General features: G+C 71.8%; 15 protein-coding genes and 2 tRNA genes. 5 read left to right on the plus strand and 12 right to left on the minus strand.

All coding sequences use genetic code 11. The features are described 5' to 3' along the window. Positions 1-10: 10 nt before the first annotated feature. From AB0F77_RS07365 to pgsA, 4 genes are all read right to left on the minus strand, one after another. Complete coding sequence (locus AB0F77_RS07365; RefSeq protein ID WP_361942929.1) at positions 11-553, minus strand: hypothetical protein; 543 nt, start codon at positions 551-553, stop codon at positions 11-13. Positions 554-703: 150 nt separating this feature from the next. After that, positions 704-1879 carry a glycosyltransferase family 4 protein gene (locus AB0F77_RS07370; RefSeq protein ID WP_361942932.1) on the minus strand — a complete coding sequence of 392 codons (1176 nt, stop codon included), beginning with the start codon at positions 1877-1879 and terminating at the stop codon, positions 704-706. Then, entirely contained in the window at positions 1876-2784 is a 909-nt protein-coding gene (locus AB0F77_RS07375; protein WP_361942936.1) for a phosphatidylinositol mannoside acyltransferase, read from the minus strand. The genes AB0F77_RS07370 and AB0F77_RS07375 overlap by 4 nt, the downstream gene beginning before the upstream one ends. Further along, positions 2781-3494 (minus strand): phosphatidylinositol phosphate synthase, encoded by a 714-nt coding sequence (gene pgsA, locus AB0F77_RS07380; protein WP_361942939.1) that lies wholly within the window; start codon positions 3492-3494, stop codon positions 2781-2783. The genes AB0F77_RS07375 and pgsA overlap by 4 nt, the downstream gene beginning before the upstream one ends. Positions 3495-3720: 226 nt before the next feature. On the opposite strand from pgsA, the gene AB0F77_RS07385 reads away from it, so the two are divergent. Continuing rightward, complete coding sequence (locus AB0F77_RS07385; RefSeq protein WP_361942942.1) at positions 3721-5919, plus strand: elongation factor G-like protein EF-G2; 2199 nt, start codon at positions 3721-3723, stop codon at positions 5917-5919. Between the two features lie 204 nt (positions 5920-6123). Continuing rightward, positions 6124-7770: a hypothetical protein gene (locus tag AB0F77_RS07390; RefSeq protein WP_361942945.1), complete on the plus strand. Its 1647-nt coding sequence runs from the start codon at positions 6124-6126 to the stop codon at positions 7768-7770. Positions 7771-7784: 14 nt separating this feature from the next. On the opposite strand, the gene AB0F77_RS07395 is transcribed toward AB0F77_RS07390, so the two are convergent. Next, positions 7785-8345: an HIT domain-containing protein gene (locus AB0F77_RS07395; protein WP_361942948.1), complete on the minus strand. Its 561-nt coding sequence runs from the start codon at positions 8343-8345 to the stop codon at positions 7785-7787. Positions 8346-8412: 67 nt separating this feature from the next. Between AB0F77_RS07395 and AB0F77_RS07400 the strand changes: the two genes are divergently transcribed. Further along, positions 8413-9069, plus strand: a complete 657-nt coding sequence (locus AB0F77_RS07400) for an ion channel (RefSeq protein ID WP_361942951.1) — start codon at positions 8413-8415, stop codon at positions 9067-9069. A 40-nt stretch (positions 9070-9109) separates the two neighbouring features. Here the strand turns inward: AB0F77_RS07400 and thrS are convergent, their stop codons facing one another. From thrS to AB0F77_RS07415, 3 genes are all read right to left on the minus strand, one after another. Further along, complete coding sequence (thrS, locus tag AB0F77_RS07405) at positions 9110-11086, minus strand: threonine--tRNA ligase (RefSeq protein WP_361942954.1); 1977 nt, start codon at positions 11084-11086, stop codon at positions 9110-9112. Between the two features lie 110 nt (positions 11087-11196). Next, entirely contained in the window at positions 11197-12465 is a 1269-nt protein-coding gene (locus tag AB0F77_RS07410) for a hypothetical protein (RefSeq protein ID WP_361942957.1), read from the minus strand. Beyond that, positions 12462-13085: a DUF4365 domain-containing protein gene (locus tag AB0F77_RS07415; RefSeq protein ID WP_361942960.1), complete on the minus strand. Its 624-nt coding sequence runs from the start codon at positions 13083-13085 to the stop codon at positions 12462-12464. The genes AB0F77_RS07410 and AB0F77_RS07415 overlap by 4 nt, the downstream gene beginning before the upstream one ends. Positions 13086-13254: 169 nt before the next feature. Here AB0F77_RS07415 and AB0F77_RS07420 point away from each other — a divergent pair, with 169 nt between their 5' ends. Then, positions 13255-13980, plus strand: a complete 726-nt coding sequence (locus tag AB0F77_RS07420) for a 3'-5' exonuclease (RefSeq protein WP_361942963.1) — start codon at positions 13255-13257, stop codon at positions 13978-13980. A gap of 66 nt (positions 13981-14046) precedes the next feature. Here AB0F77_RS07420 and AB0F77_RS07425 read toward each other — a convergent pair. The 4 genes from AB0F77_RS07425 to AB0F77_RS07440 all read right to left on the minus strand — a co-directional run bounded on the left by AB0F77_RS07425 (position 14047) and on the right by AB0F77_RS07440 (position 15665). After that, positions 14047-14118: transfer RNA gene (locus AB0F77_RS07425), tRNA-Val, on the minus strand. A 39-nt stretch (positions 14119-14157) separates the two neighbouring features. Further along, positions 14158-14604: an SRPBCC family protein gene (locus AB0F77_RS07430; RefSeq protein WP_361942966.1), complete on the minus strand. Its 447-nt coding sequence runs from the start codon at positions 14602-14604 to the stop codon at positions 14158-14160. Positions 14605-15058: 454 nt separating this feature from the next. Continuing rightward, positions 15059-15130: transfer RNA gene (locus AB0F77_RS07435), tRNA-Val, on the minus strand. Positions 15131-15206: 76 nt separating this feature from the next. Next, positions 15207-15665 (minus strand): TIGR02611 family protein, encoded by a 459-nt coding sequence (locus AB0F77_RS07440; RefSeq protein WP_361942969.1) that lies wholly within the window; start codon positions 15663-15665, stop codon positions 15207-15209. 191 nt (positions 15666-15856) lie between these two features. Here AB0F77_RS07440 and AB0F77_RS07445 point away from each other — a divergent pair, with 191 nt between their 5' ends. Further along, positions 15857-16270, plus strand: a complete 414-nt coding sequence (locus AB0F77_RS07445; protein WP_004002642.1) for an SsgA family sporulation/cell division regulator — start codon at positions 15857-15859, stop codon at positions 16268-16270. The last annotated feature ends 214 nt before the right edge of the window (positions 16271-16484 follow it).

Below are 16484 nucleotides of genomic sequence, written 5' to 3' on the forward strand. Positions count from 1 at the left end.
CGGCTGCCCCTCAGGCGGCGCGGTCGACCAAAGCCGTGGGGGGTTCGTCGTCCATTTCGAAGGCCAGGGGGAAGGGGGCGTGGCCGGCCAGGCGGAACCAGCGGACCTTGCGGTGCTCGCGCAGCCGGCGGGCCGCGCCCACCGCGTCGTTGTGGAAGCGGCGGGCCATCGGCACACGGCGCACCGCCTCGGTCAGTTCGCGCGCCGCCGAGTCCCCGCCTGGCGCCTCCCGAACCGCCTCCACCTGCGGCGCCTCCGCGAAGACCGCGCGCAGCGCTTGGCTCAGCTCGCTCTCGGCGACCTCCCGCTGCTCCTCCTCGGCCTGCCGGGCCGCGTGCGCCGCCTCGTACAGGACGATCGAGGCGGCCGGGTCCAGCACGCCCGACGTCGCCAGTTCCTGCGCCACGGACGCCCGGCGCAGCAGCTGGGCGTCGAGCGCGGCGCGGGCCGCGTCGATGCGGGCGTGCAGCCGGTCGAGCCGGCCGGCGGTCCAGCTCAGGTAGAGGCCGACGGCGACGAGGACGGCGATGATCCAGAAGAACGTAGCGCTCACGGGCGGCACGATAGCTCTGCCGAGCGGGCGGTGGGGTCGTGCGGGATGTTGTTCTGCCGTCCGGGGGCTGCCGCCCCCGGGCCCCCGCTTCGGCCTTCGGCCTCGTCCTCAAACGCCGGACGGGCTGAAAAAGCCCCAAACCAACCCGGGTCAGTCCCTCGCCAGGCCCAGGCGGGCGCGCAGGCCGCTGCCTCCGCCGCCCGTGCGGTCGTCCGTGGCCACCGCCGCCGCGCCCGCCGTGACCGTCTCGTAGACCGAGAGGATGTCCGCGCCCACCGTCGACCAGTCGAAGCGGCGCACGTGGGCGCTGCCGCGTTCGCTCAGTTCGGCGCGGCGGGCCGGGTCGGCCAGCAGGCGCAGGGCCGCCTCGGCCAGCGCGTCCGCGTCCTCGTTGGCGAACAGCTCGCCCGCCGCCCCCTGGTCCAGGACCTGCGCGAAGGCGTCCAGGTCGGAGGCGAGGACGGGGGCGCCCGCCGACATCGCCTCGACCAGGATGATCCCGAAGCTCTCGCCGCCGGTGTTGGGGGCGACGTACAGGTCCACGCTGCGCAGGAACCGCGCCTTGTCCTCGTCGCTGACCATGCCCAGGAACTCGACGCGCGGGCGGAGCTCGGCCGGCAGCGTCTCGACGGCCTCCTCCTCGTCGCCCCGCCCCGCGACCAGCAGCCGGGTCCCCGGACGGGCCGCGAGGATCGCGGGCAGGGCCCGCATGAGCACCGGCAGGCCCTTGCGGGGCTCGTCGATGCGGCCGATGAAGCCGATGGTGTCGCCCTGCCAGCGGGGCTCGGGCTCGGCCCGCGCGAAGAAGTCGACGTCGACGCCGTTGGGGATCACCACCGCGTCGCCGCCCAGGTGCTCCACGAGGGTCCGGCGGGCGTACTCGCTAACCGCGATGCGCGCGCTGATCTTCTCCAGGGCGGCCTGGAGGATCGAGTACGCGGCGATCATCGCCCGCGAGCGCGGATTGGAGGTGTGGAACGTGGCGACGATCGGCCCCTGCGCCGCCCAGCAGGTCAGCAGGCCCAGGGACGGCGACGTCGGCTCGTGGATGTGCACCACGTCGAACGCGCCCTCGTGCAGCCAGCGCCGCACCCGCGCCGCCGACAGGAAACCGAAGTTCAGCCGGGCCACCGAGCCGTTGTACGGCACCGGGACCGCGCGGCCGGCGGAGACGACGTACGGCGGGAGCGGGGTGTCGTCGTCGGCGGGGGCGAGCACGGACACCTCGTGGCCCAGGCGGATGAAGTACTCGGCCAGGTCCCTGATGTGGAACTGGACGCCGCCCGGCACGTCCCAGGAGTACGGGCAGACGATGCCGATCCTCACGGCGTTCCCCTCCCGGGGTCCAGGTCCGCGAGCCACAACCGCTGAAGCATGTGCCAGTCCTCCGGATGGTCGGCGATTCCCGTGGCGTAGGCGTCGGCCAGCGCCTGTGTCATCACAGACGTCTTCTCGGCCCGGGTACCTGTCCCGGGTACCTCGACCGGGGGATGGACCCGGCCCTGCATGACGGGTGAGTCGTCGTACCAGAGGGTGACGGGCAGCAGCAGCGCGCCCGTCTGCTGGGCGAGCAGCGCCGGGCCCGCGGGCATCCGGGCGGCCTCGCCGAAGAAGTCGACCCGCACCCCGGAGGTGGACAGGTCCCGGTCGGCGACCAGGCACACCAGGCCGCCGTCGCGCAGCCGCCGGGCCAGGGTGCCGAAGGCGGAGCCGCCGCTGTGCGGCAGCACCTCCATGCCCAGGCCCTCGCGGTAGGCGACGAACCGGTCGTACAGCGTCTCCGGCTTGAGGCGCTCGGCGACCGTGGTGAACGGCGTCTCCAGCTTGGTGGTCACCCAGGCGCCCGCGAGGTCCCAGTTACCCAGGTGCGGCAGCGCCAGGACCACCCCGCGGCCGGAGGCGAGGCCGTCGGTGAGGTGGTGGAGGTCCTTGGGGTCGAAGCCCGACCTGATCCGCTCGGGGCTCCAGGCAGGCAGCCGGAAGGACTCCATCCAGTAGCGCAGGTACGAGCGCATGCCCGCGCGCGAGAGCTCGGCCAGGCGCTCGGGGCTCGCGTCCGGCACCACGCGCGCGTAGTTGCTCTCCAGCCGCTGGACGCCCTTGCCGCGCCGCTTCCAGGCGGCGTCGGCGATGGAGCGGCCCAGACGGGCGGCGACCGGCTCGGGGAGCTTCTTCACGGTGCTCCAGCCGGCGCCGTACAGCGCGTCGGTCAGCCGCTCGGCGACGCTCACGTCGTCGCCTCCCGCTGCGCGGCCGCCTCGGCCTCGGCGGACTCGCGCCGGACGGTGACGACCCGCTGGACCAGGGTGACCAGGCTGCCCACGGCGACGATCCACAGGGCGACGGGCAGCAGGTACTGGATGCCGGGCACGCCGAACTTGTGCAGGCCCGCGAAGCCGGCCGCGACCAGCGAGATCACCAGCCGCTCGGCACGCTCGACCAGCCCGTTGACGGCGACCGGCAGGCCGATCGACTCGCCGCGGGCCTTGGTGTACGAGACCACCTGACCGCTGGCCAGGCAGAAGATCGAGACCGCGCACAGCACGTTGTCGTCGCCGCCGCCCGCGTACCACAGCGCGAAGCCGCCGAAGATCGCGCCGTCGGCGACCCGGTCCAGGGTGGAGTCCAGGAAGGCGCCCCAGCGGCTGGAGCGGCCCAGCTGGCGGGCCATGTTGCCGTCGACGAGGTCGGAGAAGACGAAGAGCGTGATCACGACCGTCCCCCAGAAGAACTCCCCCCTGGGGTAGAAGACCAGCGCGCCCGCGACCACGCCCGCGGTGCCGAGGAGCGTCACCGTGTCGGGACTGACGCCCCGGCGGATGAGGAACGAGGCGAACGGTGTGAGAACACGCGTGAAGAAAGCACGCGCGTACTTGTTCAGCATGGCCTTCCCGACGGTCGGTGTGGCCGCGCGGCCCCTGCTGGCCACCGGCTGGCCCATCGTAGCCACGCGCGCGCGTGGGCGGCGGGCGGGCACCCGGACACGTACCGGTGTCCGCGCGACGGCGCCCGGGTGACGTCCGGCGACGCGAACGACGTCCGCCGTATGGACGCACCGTGACGGGAGTGGAAAGCTCGAAGGACCGCGGGCGTCGCCGGAGCCGCACCGCACGCGGCCCGGTCTGCCCGCGCCCACAGTGACCTCACCGTGCACGGGAGGCAGGATCATGGGCGACAAGGCGAACGCACACCCCGGGGCCGCCGGCAGGGCAACGGCGGCCGACCACCCCGCGTCCGTACGGAATGTGGTGCTGGTCGGCCACTCCGGAGCGGGCAAGACGACCCTGGTGGAGGCTCTCGCGCTCACCGCGGGAGCCGTGAACCGGGCGGGCCGCGTCGAGGACGGCGGCACCGTCTCGGACTACGACGAGATCGAGCACCGGCAGCAGCGCTCGGTGCAGCTCTCCCTGGTGCCCGTCGAATGGGACGGGATCAAGATCAATCTTCTGGACACCCCCGGGTACGCCGACTTCGTCGGGGAGCTGAGGGCCGGTCTGCGGGCGGCGGACGCGGCCCTCTTCGTCGTCTCGGCCGCGGACGGCGTCGACGGCTCGACCCGCATGGTCTGGGAGGAGTGCGCGGCCGTCGGCATGCCCCGCGCCATCGTCGTCACGCACCTGGAGGCCGCCCGCGCGGACTTCGAGGAGACGACCCGGATGTGCGCGCGGGCGTTCGGCGGCGACGACCCCGACGCCGTGCTCCCGCTCTACCTGCCGCTGCACGGCCCCGAGGGAGCGGACGGGCACGCGCCCGTGACCGGACTGGTCGGCCTGCTGTCGCGCAGGCTCTTCGACTACTCGTCCGGGCGGCGCGAGGAGTCCGAGCCCGGCCCCGACCGGCTCCCGGACATGGACGAGGCCCGCGACCGGCTCATCGAGGGGATCATCGCGGAGAGCGAGGACGAGACCCTGATGGACCGCTACCTCGGCGGCGAACAGGTCGACGTCAAGACGCTGATCGAGGACCTGGAGCGGGCCGTCGCGCGCGGTGTGTTCCACCCCGTCCTCGCGGCGGCGCCCGCGGCCGAGGGCGCCCGGCAGGGCATCGGCACCGTCGAACTCCTCGACCTCATCACCCGCGGCTTCCCGACCCCGCTGGAGCACGTGGTCCCCGGGGTCGCCACGGTCGACGGCAGGGCACGCGAACTGCGGCCCTGCGATCCGGACGGCCCGCTGGTCGCCGAGGTCGTGAAGACCTCCTCCGACCCCTACGTCGGCCGGGTCTCCCTCGTCCGCGTCTTCTCCGGCACCCTGCGCCCCGACGAGACGGTGCACGTCTCCGGGCACGGGCTCGCCGACCGCGGACACGAGGACCACGACGTCGACGAGAAAGTCGGCGCCCTGTCCACGCCGTTCGGCAAGCAGCAGCGCCCGGTGACCCACGCCGTCGCGGGCGACCTCGCGTGCGTGGCGAAACTCGGCCGCGCGGAGACCGGGGACACCCTCTCCGCCAAGGACGACCCGCTGCTGATGCAGCCCTGGGAGATGCCCGACCCGCTGCTGCCGCTCGCCATCCAGGCGCACAGCAAACCCGACGAGGACAAGCTCTCGCAGGGCCTCGGCCGGCTGGTCGCCGAGGACCCGACGATGCGCCTGGAACAGAACCAGGACACCCACCAGGTCGTCCTGTGGTGCCTCGGCGAGGCCCACGCGGACGTCGCCCTGGAACGGCTGCGCAACCGCTACGGCGTCCAGGTCGACGTCGTCCCCCACAAGGTCTCCCTGCGGGAGACGTTCGGCGGCCGGGCGGCCGGGCGCGGACGGCACGTCAAGCAGTCCGGCGGGCACGGGCAGTACGCGATCTGCGAGATCGAGGTCGAACCGCTGCCCGGCGGCTCCGGCGTCGAGTTCGTCGACAAGGTCGTCGGGGGCGCCGTGCCGCGGCAGTTCATCCCGTCGGTGGAGAAGGGCGTACGGGCACAGTGCGCCAAGGGGGTCGCGGCCGGCTATCCGCTGGTCGACGTCCGCGTCACCCTGCTCGACGGCAAGGCGCACTCGGTGGACTCCTCCGACGCCGCCTTCCAGACGGCGGGCGCGCTGGCGCTGCGGGAGGCCGCGGCCGACGCCAAGATCCATCTGCTGGAGCCGGTCGCCGAGGTGAGCGTCCTGGTCGGCGACGACTACGTGGGCGCCGTGATGAGCGACCTGTCCGGGCGGCGCGGCCGGGTCCTCGGCACCGAACAGATCGGCTCAGGACGGACGTTGATCCGCGCCGAGGTGCCCGAGTTCGAGATCGGCCGGTACGCGGTCGACCTGCGCTCCCTCTCGCACGGCACGGCCCGCTTCGACCGCGCCTACGCCCGGCACGAACCCATGCCCCCACAGGTCGCCGAGCGCATCCGCGAACAGGCGGGGGACGCCCCGTAACCGACCGGCGCGCACGCGATGCGGAGCGCAACCCTCCGATACGGCGGACGGCTTCGGCCGTCCGCCGACGGATGTCGGCGCGGCCGGATACGCTGAACATGTGATCACGCCGTGCCACTTCGGCACGACGGCCTGTTCAACAGGTGTGCGGGGCGCGGAAGTCGGGAAGGCCGCAGGAGCGACACGGCGGCGATGGGGGGCGGGATGTCGATCGGAACCGAGTGGGACGGGCCACAGGTGCCCGTCGCGGGCGACGGGGCCCAGGCGGCGACCATGGCACTGGCCTCGGCGGCCTACCGGGACTCCCCGGTCGAGGACATCAAGAAGGCCGACAACGACTGGCACAAGTCCTCCGTGAAGCCGCCCAGGCTCGCCCTGTTCCGGCCCAACCTCGGCGAGGCGTTCTCCCGCGCCGTGGTCGACCGGATGCTCGGCGGCGGCCGCAAGCCTCTCATCCAGTCCTTCGGCATCGAACCCCAGGTCGTCGTCGAGCACGCGCTCGCCGCGAACAACATCCGGCGCACGCGCGACAACCAGCTCAGCACGATCATGGTGCTCTGCGGACTGCTCTTCCTGCCGGGGCTCATCGTGTGGCTGCTGGTCTTCCAGCTGCGCGCCATCGTCGCCAAGCGCCCCGACAAGCGCGCCGGCACCCTCGCCACCGCCCTGCTCGTCGGCGTGGGCGTGGTCGCCCTGATCTTCCTGATCCGCATGCCGTTCACGGGCTTCTGGGCCTGGTACGCACGCGCGGCGGTCGTCGCCCCCGTCCTCGGCTGGTACTGGGCCCGCCGGGTCTGCGAGCGCACCGCCAAGGACCTGCGCGACCGCTGGGACGGCCTGCTGTCCGGCACCAGCATCGGCGCCAAGGTCCCCGAGGCCGTGCCGAGCAGCCCCGGCGAGACCGCCGCCGAGGCGCTGCGGCAGTCCCTGGCCCGGCTCAGCGCCGAGCAGCAGTCCAACTCGGTCTTCTACGCCGGCCCCAAGGGCATACTCGGCATGGGCACCCGCTGGGGCAGCTGGCAGCTCGCCGAGGACCTGGTCTCCGCCGACCCCGGCCGCGAGATCCACCCCTTCCGCAGCTGGGACGTCATCCGCTCCATCCACGACCAGCTGGGCATGCTCCAGCGCGGCCCGCTCAACACCGGCGGCTTCCCCAAGCCGTCGATACGCCACTGGATCGTCACCCCCATCGGCGAGAACGCGGGCGGTGTCTCCCGCCCCGAGGGCACGGACATCGAGGCGTACCAGTACAAGCCGCACGCCATACAGGAGATCTGCAACAAGCAGCAGTTCGGCAGCGGCGACCGGCACTACCTCGGTGTGCAGTGGACCCTGTGGGACGGCCAGCTCGTCATCACCATGCTGATCACGGTGACCGTGCTGCACCAGACGCTCCGCATCGAGGTGACGGGACACGCGCTCGGCCCGGTGCACTCCCTGTTCACGTCGAAGTCCTCGGCGCCGACCCGGACGGTCAACAAGTCGGTCAAGTTCTGGGAGACCCGCACGATCAAGCTGCCGCTCGTCCCCGCCGACGAGGTCGTACGGCTGGCCGCGCGGGCACCGCTGAACTGGTACCCGCCGCTGCTCAACTGGCTCGGCGGCTCGCTGGGCCTGCCCGAGCCGTTCGGACTGCGGCACGCCTGGGCGGACCAGCCGTGGCGGCACCGCTTCATGGCCGACGACGCGCTGCGCGCGGCCACCCCGGTGCTCCGGGTCGTCCACTCCGCGGCCATCAAGGTCCTGGAGGAGAACGGCGTGGACACCTCCAAGTTCAGCGCCCGCTCGTCCGCCCTCAGCGGAGGCGTGCAGGACGCCTCCCCCAAGAAGGCCGACCTCTACGACGCCTGAGCCCGCGGGGCTCCTCAGCCCTGCGGCCAGGCGCCCGCGAGCATCGTCCGGGTGTCCGCGAGCAACTGGGGCAGCACCCTCGTGTGACCGACGACCGGCATGAAGTTCGTGTCCCCGCCCCAGCGCGGGACGATGTGCTGGTGGAGGTGGGCCGCGATCCCGGCGCCCGCCACCGTGCCCTGGTTCATGCCGATGTTGAACCCGTGCGCCCCCGACGCCGTCCGCAGCGCCGTCATCGCCTGCTTGGTCAGCTCGGCCAGCTCCACGGTCTCCGGCCCGGTCAGATCGGTGTAGTCGGCGACGTGCCGGTACGGCACGGTCATCAGATGACCACCGTTGTACGGGTACAGGTTGAGCACCGCGTACACGTGCTCGCCCCGCCGGACGATCAGCCCGTCCTCGTCCGACTTCGCCGGGATCGAGCAGAAGGGACAGCCGTCCTCGGCCCCCGGACCGGTGGGCTTGTTCTCGCCCTGGATGTAGGCCATCCGGTGGGGCGTCCACAGGCGCTGGAACGCGTCCTGCGTCCCCACTCCGATCTGCTGTTCCGGCTCACTCGTCATGCCAAGCAGCATATGGCTTCGCCCGTTCGCGGCGTGTCGCCGGGGTTGCGGGAACCCGGTCCCGGGCGAAGCTGACCGGGTGGACGACGACAGCCCCGAGGCACGCTGGGAACACCGCGCCGAGATCCCCCTCTCCGTGGCGTCGCTGGTCTTCCTGGGCGCCTACGCCGTCCTGGTCCTGTGGCCCCGCCCCGGCACCACGTGGGACGACCTGTGGCTGGCCGTCCTGTTCGCCGCGTGGGCACTGTTCGCGGTGGACTACGCGGCCCGCTGGCGGCTGAGCGGACAGGGGCCGCGCTTCGTGCGGATCCACTGGCTGGACACGGTCGTCCTCTTCCTGCCCCTGCTGCGCCCGCTGCGGATCGTGCGGATCTACGAGTCGCTCCAGCGCCGCCGCGGACTGCCCCGGCTCACCCTGCACGCACGGGTGATCGCCTACGCGGGCCTGTCCGCGGTGCTGCTCGGCTTCACCGGCGCGCTCGCGGTCTACCAGCAGGAACGCAACGCGCCCGGCTCGGAGATGCGGACCTTCGGGGACGCCGTGTGGTGGGCCTGCGCGACGCTGTCCACGGTGGGCTACGGCGACGTCGTGCCGGTGACCACGTTCGGCCGGGCGATCGCGGTCCTGGTGATGGCCTGCGGCCTGGCCCTGCTGGGCGCGGTCACCGGCTCGTTCTCCTCCTGGCTCCTCCAGGTCTTCGCCCGCGAGGACGACGAGAGGCCCCCGGCGGCCTGAGCCGGCCGGGGGCCTCTCGTGCGGTGCGCGGGGCGCCGGGTCAGACCTGGACCCGGTCCGCCACGACCTGGGCGATCTTGGCGATGGCGTCGTCGAACGGGATGCCGTTCTCCTGCGAGCCGTCGCGGTAGCGGAACGACACCGTGCCCGCGTTCATGTCCTCGTCACCGACGATGATCATGAATGGGACCTTCTGCTTCTGCGCGGTGCGGATCTTCTTCTGCATCCGGTCCGAGGAGGAGTCCACCTCGACGCGCAGCCCCTGCTTCCGGGCCGCCGTGGCGAACTTCTCCAGGTACTCGACGTGCCCGTCACCGATCGGGATGCCGACCGCCTGGACCGGGGCCAGCCACGCCGGGAACGCGCCCGCGTAGTGCTCCAGGAGCACCGCGAAGAACCGCTCGATGGAGCCGAACAGCGCGCGGTGGATCATGACCGGACGCTGCTTGGAGCCGTCGGGGCCGGTGTACTCCAGGTCGAAGCGCTCCGGCAGGTTGAAGTCGAGCTGGATGGTCGACATCTGCCAGGTGCGGCCGATGGCGTCCTTGGTCTGGACGGAGATCTTCGGCCCGTAGAAGGCGGCGCCGCCCGGGTCGGGCACGAGCGGCAGGCCCTGCTTCTCGGCCACCTGGCGCAGCGTCTCGGTCGCCTCCTCCCAGACCTCGTCGGAGCCGACGAACTTCTCCGGGTCCTTGGTGGACAGCTCCAGGTAGAAGTCGGTCAGACCGTAGTCGCGCAGCAGGCCGAGGACGAAGGTGAGCGTCTTGTCGAGCTCCTCCGACATCTGCTCGCGGGTGCAGTAGATGTGCGCGTCGTCCTGGGTGAAGCCCCGCGCGCGGGTCAGCCCGTGCACGACGCCCGACTTCTCGTACCGGTACACGGTCCCGAACTCGAAGAGGCGCAGCGGCAGTTCACGGTACGACCGGCCGCGCGCGTCGAAGATCAGGTTGTGCATCGGGCAGTTCATGGGCTTGAGGTAGTAGTCCACGCCCTCGTCGAGCTGCATGGGCGGGTACATGCCGTCGGCGTACCAGTCCAGGTGGCCCGAGGTCTCGAAGAGCTTCCCCTTGGTGGCGTGCGGGGTGTAGACGAACTCGTAGCCCTCCTCCTCGTGCCGGCGGCGCGAGTAGTCCTCCATCACCCGGCGGACGATGCCGCCCTTGGGGTGGAAGACCGCGAGGCCGGAGCCGATCTGCTCCGGGATGGAGAACAGGTCGAGCTCGCTGCCGAGCTTGCGGTGGTCGCGCTTCTCGGCCTCGGCGAGGAAGTCGAGGTACGCCTTGAGCTCGTCCTTGGAGGGCCAGGCGGTGCCGTAGATGCGCTGGAGCATCGGATTCTTCTCGCTGCCGCGCCAGTAGGCGGCCGCGTTGCGCATCAGCTTGAACGCCGGGATGAGCCGGGTGGAGGGCAGGTGGGGACCGCGGCAGAGGTCCTTCCAGCACAGCTCGCCGGTCTTGGCGTCCAGGTTGTCGTAGATCGTCAGCTCGCCGGCGCCGACCTCGACGTCCGCGCCGTCGTCGCTGGAGGCCGAGCCCTTGAGGCCGATCAGCTCCAGCTTGTACGGCTCGTCGGCCAGTTCCTCGCGGGCGGCCTCGTCGGTGACCACACGGCGGGAGAACCGCTGGCCGCGCTTCTGGATCTCCTGCATCTTCTTCTCGACGGCCTTGAGGTCCTCGGGCGTGAACGGCTTCTCGACGTCGAAGTCGTAGTAGAAGCCGTCCTTGACCGGCGGGCCGATGCCCAGCTTGGCCTCGGGGAAGATCTCCTGCACGGCCTGGGCCATCACGTGCGCGGTGGAGTGGCGCAGGATGGCCAGACCGTCCTCGGAGGTGATGTCGACACCCTCGACGGTCTCGCCGTCCTCGACCTCGTACGCCAGGTCCTTCAGCTGGGAGCCCACGCGCGCGGCGATGATCGAGCGCTCGCCGGCGAAGAGCTCCGCGGCCGTGGTGCCCGTCGTCACCGTGCGCTCTTCCCGCTCGGAATCGCGTTGGATGATCACACGGACGTCTGACACCGGTCTCTCCTGACTGAAGACGAATGCGGGCGCCGTACCAGGAGCGCGCGCATACGGGATCGTACCGACCCGGACGCCCCGACCGCGAAACGGTTACCCTCGGTCCCCGCTCAGTCGCAGTCGTCCCCGCTGCACGCCTCCTCGAAGAAGTCCAGGTTCTCCTGGAGCGACTTCATCAGCCGGTCCCGCTCGGCCTCGTCCACCTGTACCGGGGCGACACCGGAGGCGCCGGTCAGCCGGCGGAAGCCGCCCCGGCTCTCCAGCCGCCCGTGCACCCGCACCGGCAGTCCGACGAGGTGCGCGTGCCCGGCGATCCGGTACGCCTCCTCGTCCAGGGTCACCCGGACGTGCGGCACCTCGGCGCCCGCGATGACGCGCAGCCGTACGGAGCCCTCGCCGCGCGGTCCCGAGCGGCGCATGCGTTCCACGACGCCGGTGACCCGGACCGGCACCGACGGTTCGTCGCGCAGATAGCGGGCGCCCGCCGCGCGCAGCGCGGGCAGGTCGCCGGGCGAGAACTCGACGGGTTCGGCGGTGGCGGAGCAGCCCTCGGGGACACCGGCGGCGGGCGACCACTCGACGGCGATGCGGGCGCCCTCGGTGCCGCGCACCAGGGTCACCAGGGCGTCGGTGAGCTCCCGGCTGACCCCCGCCTCGACGGCGCCGTCGAAGGCGTCCATGCCGCCGGTGGCGCGCTGGTAGTCGATGGCCTCGCGGGTGGCGTGCAGCGCGTGGTGCAGGCGTACGGAGAGGGGGCGCCCGGTGCCGACGGGCACGAACGCGGTGAGGCCGCGGCCGTCGGCGGGGAAGCCGACGAGGACGTTGTCCAGGGCCGCGGCGGCGGAGCGGCGGTGCCGCGCGCCGTAGTAGCCGGCCCGCGCGCGGGTGGCGAGGGCGCCGGCGAGCAGGGTCTGGCGGGCGGCGGTGCGCAGGTGTTCCCCGACGGTCCAGGAGGCGGCGTCGGCGGGCCCGCTCGGCACGTCGCGCCACCAGTGGATCTCGTCGCTGGGGACGGCGAGGGCGACCAGGATCTCCCGGGCTGAGGGCGTGCCGCTGCGGGTGAGCGCGACGACGGCCTCGCCGAGCAGGTCGTCGCTGTCGGGGAAGGCACGGCTCTCGGGCACCAGCAGACTGGTCCCGGCGCCGCCCGGCCCGGGTGGGGTCCAGCGGCCGTAGCGGCCGGGGGCGCCGCCGCGGCGCTGCCAGCCGTGCCGGTGCAGCAGGGCGCTGAGCACGGCCGGGTCGACGTCGGCGGGGTCGGGGGGACGGTTCCAGTGGACGCCGTGCACGCCCGGTACCCCCTGCACGCCCTGCACGCCCTGGTCGGTGGGGTGCGGTTTGACGTCCCGCAGGGACTCGTCGTACGGACGGTGCCTCATGGTCTGCCTCCCGTACCGACCCGCGTCATGATCTCGCAGAGGGCCCGGTCGTCGAAGATGCGCGAGGTCGGTATCCGCACGGTGGTCCGGTGCCGGCCGGTGATGGGGTGTCCGGCCAGGTTGACCCAGTAGCAGCAGTGCCGCAGGTCGAGGCGGTCGTGGCTGGCGCGCAGCCAGTCGTCCTGGGACCTGGGCACGAGCATGACGACGAGGATCTTGTGCACCGAGACCGGGGTGCGGGCGAGCTTGCGCAGGTGGTCGTTGTCGAGGGTGAAGGAGAAGGAGCGGCCCAATTTCGGGGGCGGGGGCGCAGCCCTCTCCGTTGAGGGTGGTGGCGGGAGACGGGCGGGCGGGTTGGGGGCGATCTGGTAGGTGCACTTGAGCTGCACCTTGATGGTGACCTCGTCGTCGACCGTGTGTCCGGGCGAACCATGACTGACGTGCCAGTCGATGCCGTTGTCCGGGAACGGCTGGGACAGCGAGCAGCCCGCGGCCGCGGCGACCGCGTGCAGATAACCCACCTGCAATGTCTCCATGCAGGCGGTGGTGGCGAGTGTGCCGCGATGGGGGCCCGTGCGTTCGGGCAGCAGCCCGCCCCGCTCGGGCTGCGCTATCGCCATGACCAACAGCCTTCCACGCCTGAGTGAATCCCCGCACGGACCCGCTGAACTGCAAAGACCCGTACTCCTGTTGTGTCCTCGCTGCGTACGGCGCAAACAGCCCGGGTATCACCAAACAGGCAGAAGACGGGACGTCAGCTGCCGTGGGTGAACGAGGAGTTGTGTAGGCATGACGTGCTGGTACGAGGGGCCACTGGCCGCCTTCGACACGGAGACCACGGGCGTGGACGTCGAGACCGACCGGATCGTGTCGGCCGCCGTTGTCGTCCAGGACGCCCCGGGCACCCGGCCCCGGGTGTCCCGCTGGCTGATCGACCCGGGTGTGCCGGTGCCGGAGGCGGCGACGGCGGTGCACGGGCTGACCGAGGAACACCTTCAGCGCAACGGCCGTTGGCCGGCGCCGGTGATGTACGAGATAGCGGAGCAGCTGGCCGAGCACGCGGCCGTGCACCGCCCTCTCGTGGTGATGAACGCTCCCTTCGATCTGACGCTCCTGGACCGCGAGTTGCGCCGCCATCGCGCCTCGTCGCTCGACCGCTGGTTCGAGTCGGCACCGCTGCTGGTGCTCGACCCGCGGGTCCTGGACAAACATCTGGACCGCTACCGCAAGGGCCGTCGCACGCTGACGGACCTGTGCGCGCACTACGGCGTGGTGCTGGACGGCGCGCACGACGCGGGCGCGGACGCGCTGGCCGCGCTGGAGGTCGTACGGGCCCTCGGGCGCCGCTTCGCCTCCCGCCTCGAACGCCTCTCCCCCGCCGAGCTGCACACCCTGCAGACCACCTGGCAAGCGGCCCAGGCCCGCGGCCTCCAGGCATGGTTCGCACGCAGTGGTTCGGAGGAGTCGGTGAACCAGGACTGGCCGCTTCGGCCGGACCTGCCGGCCGCGGCCTGAGCCCGGACGGCCGCCCGGCACGACAACGGCCCGTCCGCTGGTCGCGGACGGGCCGTTGTTTCCGGGTGGGCGATACTGGGTTCGAACCAGTGACCTCTTCGGTGTGAACGAAGCGCTCTCCCACTGAGCTAATCGCCCGGCAACGGGTTGAACAATACAGGTCCGGGCGGGCTGGGTTCAAACCGCTTCGAGGTGTGCGAGCAGTCCGCGCCGCCCGGCGCGCATCATCAGCCGGTGGTTGGCCTGGAAGAGGGGGCGTCCGGGTACGGCCAGCCTCCTCAGGAGGGGCTTGTCCACGTCCACGACCTGGTCGTAGCGGGCGAGGGTGCCGGGGCCCTCGGCGGTGAGCGTCCAGCGGGCCCAGCCGGCGATGTCCCCGCTCACGACGACCTCCAGGACGCCCGCGGCCGGGTCGTGGCGGGACTCGCGCACGGTGAAGGTCAGGGAGTAGGGCAGCAGGGAGCGGACGGTGACGACGCCGGTGGTGTCGTCGAGCCGGGTCACCGAACGCACCTGGGGCCACCAGCGGGGGTAGTCCTCGGCGCGTTCGAGGACCGGGTACACGACGGCGGGCGGCACGGGCAGGTGCCACAGGCTGCGGAAGCGGTAGTGGGTCCAGTCCATGGGCGGAGTCTGCCCCGGGGGTGCCGGGCGGCGGATGATCTGAGTACGCGTACTCATGCCGCGTCTGGTGACGTGGACCACACTCCCCTTACGAGCGCCGCCGCCCGTGCGACGGCGCTCCCCCGAGCCGCCCGCGCGCAGGGGCCGGTGACGTCCTCTCGGAAGTGATCCGGCCTCAGATTTCCTGTGTGCGCGGCGGACTTGAGGGCGGCTGGAATATGCCTGCGGTCGTTCTTCCGGAGAATTACGCGGGCATTCCCGAAAAGGTGCGGCGTTTCCCCGGAAGTCCGGCGGCCGATTCTTCTCGGCGTTCGCGTCGGTGCGCTCGGAGCGGGCGGCCGGACTCCCGGACGATGGTCACCTTGGGTGACGGGACTCCGGCGGCGGCATGCCCGGCGAGCGGGAACACGACGGCGGCCCGTCCGCTGGTCGCAGACGGGCCGCCGTGTCCGGGTGGGCGATACTGGGCTCGAACCAGTGACCTCTTCGGTGTGAACGAAGCGCTCTCCCACTGAGCTAATCGCCCGGGCGCACGGAGAACATTACCCCATGTCAGGGGTTGCCCCCGACCACCGCGGAAGGACGCCCGCGCCCGTCCGGCGTCACTGGTCCTCGATCTTCCAGGGCATGACCACGCCGAACTTCCAGAGGTAGATCCCGAGCAGGACGCCGATGACGACCAGGCCGATCACGGTCAGGGTGATGTTGCGGCGGCGGACCTTGGGGTCGAGGGCGCGCTGGGCGGCCTCCGTGACCTTGCGTTTCGTCCAGCGCAGCACGAGCTGGGCCCAGACGAACTCGGTCGCCCAGATCGCCATGCCGCCGAAGATCACGACCCAGCCCGGTCCGGGCAGGGGCAGCATGACGACGCCGGCGGCCACGACCGCGAGGCCGACGACGAAGACGCCGACCTGCCAGCTCACGTGCAGCGCCCGGCGCGCCTTGATGAAGTCCGGCGCCCTCGATCCGAGTCCCCGCTCGTCCCGCGCGCCGTCCTCGTCCTCGTCCGCGCCTTGCGAGGCCACGGTGGTCTCGCTCTGCCCGTCACTCCCCGTATTCATACGACCAAACCCTACCCGAGTGAAACCGGTCACCGGAATGGTCGTACCTCTCGTAAGGGATCTCGGCCGGAAGAGTTACGTAAAGACACGCAAAACACTCAGAGGGGTTTACAACGGCACCGTAGGTGGCATGTCGATTTCGCCGACGTGCGAATCCCCGAGCGCACACTGAGCGAAAGGCCCTGGCGCTTATGAACACCACGGTCAGCTGCGAGCTGCACCTGCGCCTCGTTGTGTCGAGCGAGTCCTCCCTGCCCGTCCCCGCGGGCCTGCGGTACGACACGGCCGACCCCTACGCCGTGCACGCCACCTTCCACACCGGAGCCGAGGAGACCGTCGAGTGGGTGTTCGCCCGCGACCTCCTCGCCGAGGGCCTGCACCGGCCCACCGGTACCGGCGACGTCCGCGTCTGGCCCTCCCGCAGTCACGGTCAGGGCGTCGTGTGCATCGCCCTGAGCTCTCCGGAGGGTGAGGCCCTGCTCGAGGCCCCGGCGCGGGCCCTGGAGTCCTTCCTGAAGCGGACCGACGCCGCCGTGCCGCCCGGCACGGAGCACCGGCACTTCGATCTGGATCAGGAGCTCTCCCACATCCTGGCGGAGAGCTAGGCCGCCCCCACAGACCGCCCGACGCCGTCCACTCGGGGAGACGGCTCGGGCCACGACAACCGCATACGGCATCGCCGACGCCGTCACCGTGAGTTCTCACGGCGGCGGCGTCGGTGTGCGTACGGGCACCCGGCGCGGGCCGCAGGGGGCAGTGGGGAACCGAAGGTTCTCGCAAAACCGTTCTACCGGCGGTCCAGCCATTACCATCGGCCAG

It is taken from the genome of Streptomyces sp. NPDC026672 (assembly GCF_040638185.1).
Taxonomy (GTDB): Bacteria; Actinomycetota; Actinomycetes; order Streptomycetales; family Streptomycetaceae; genus Streptomyces.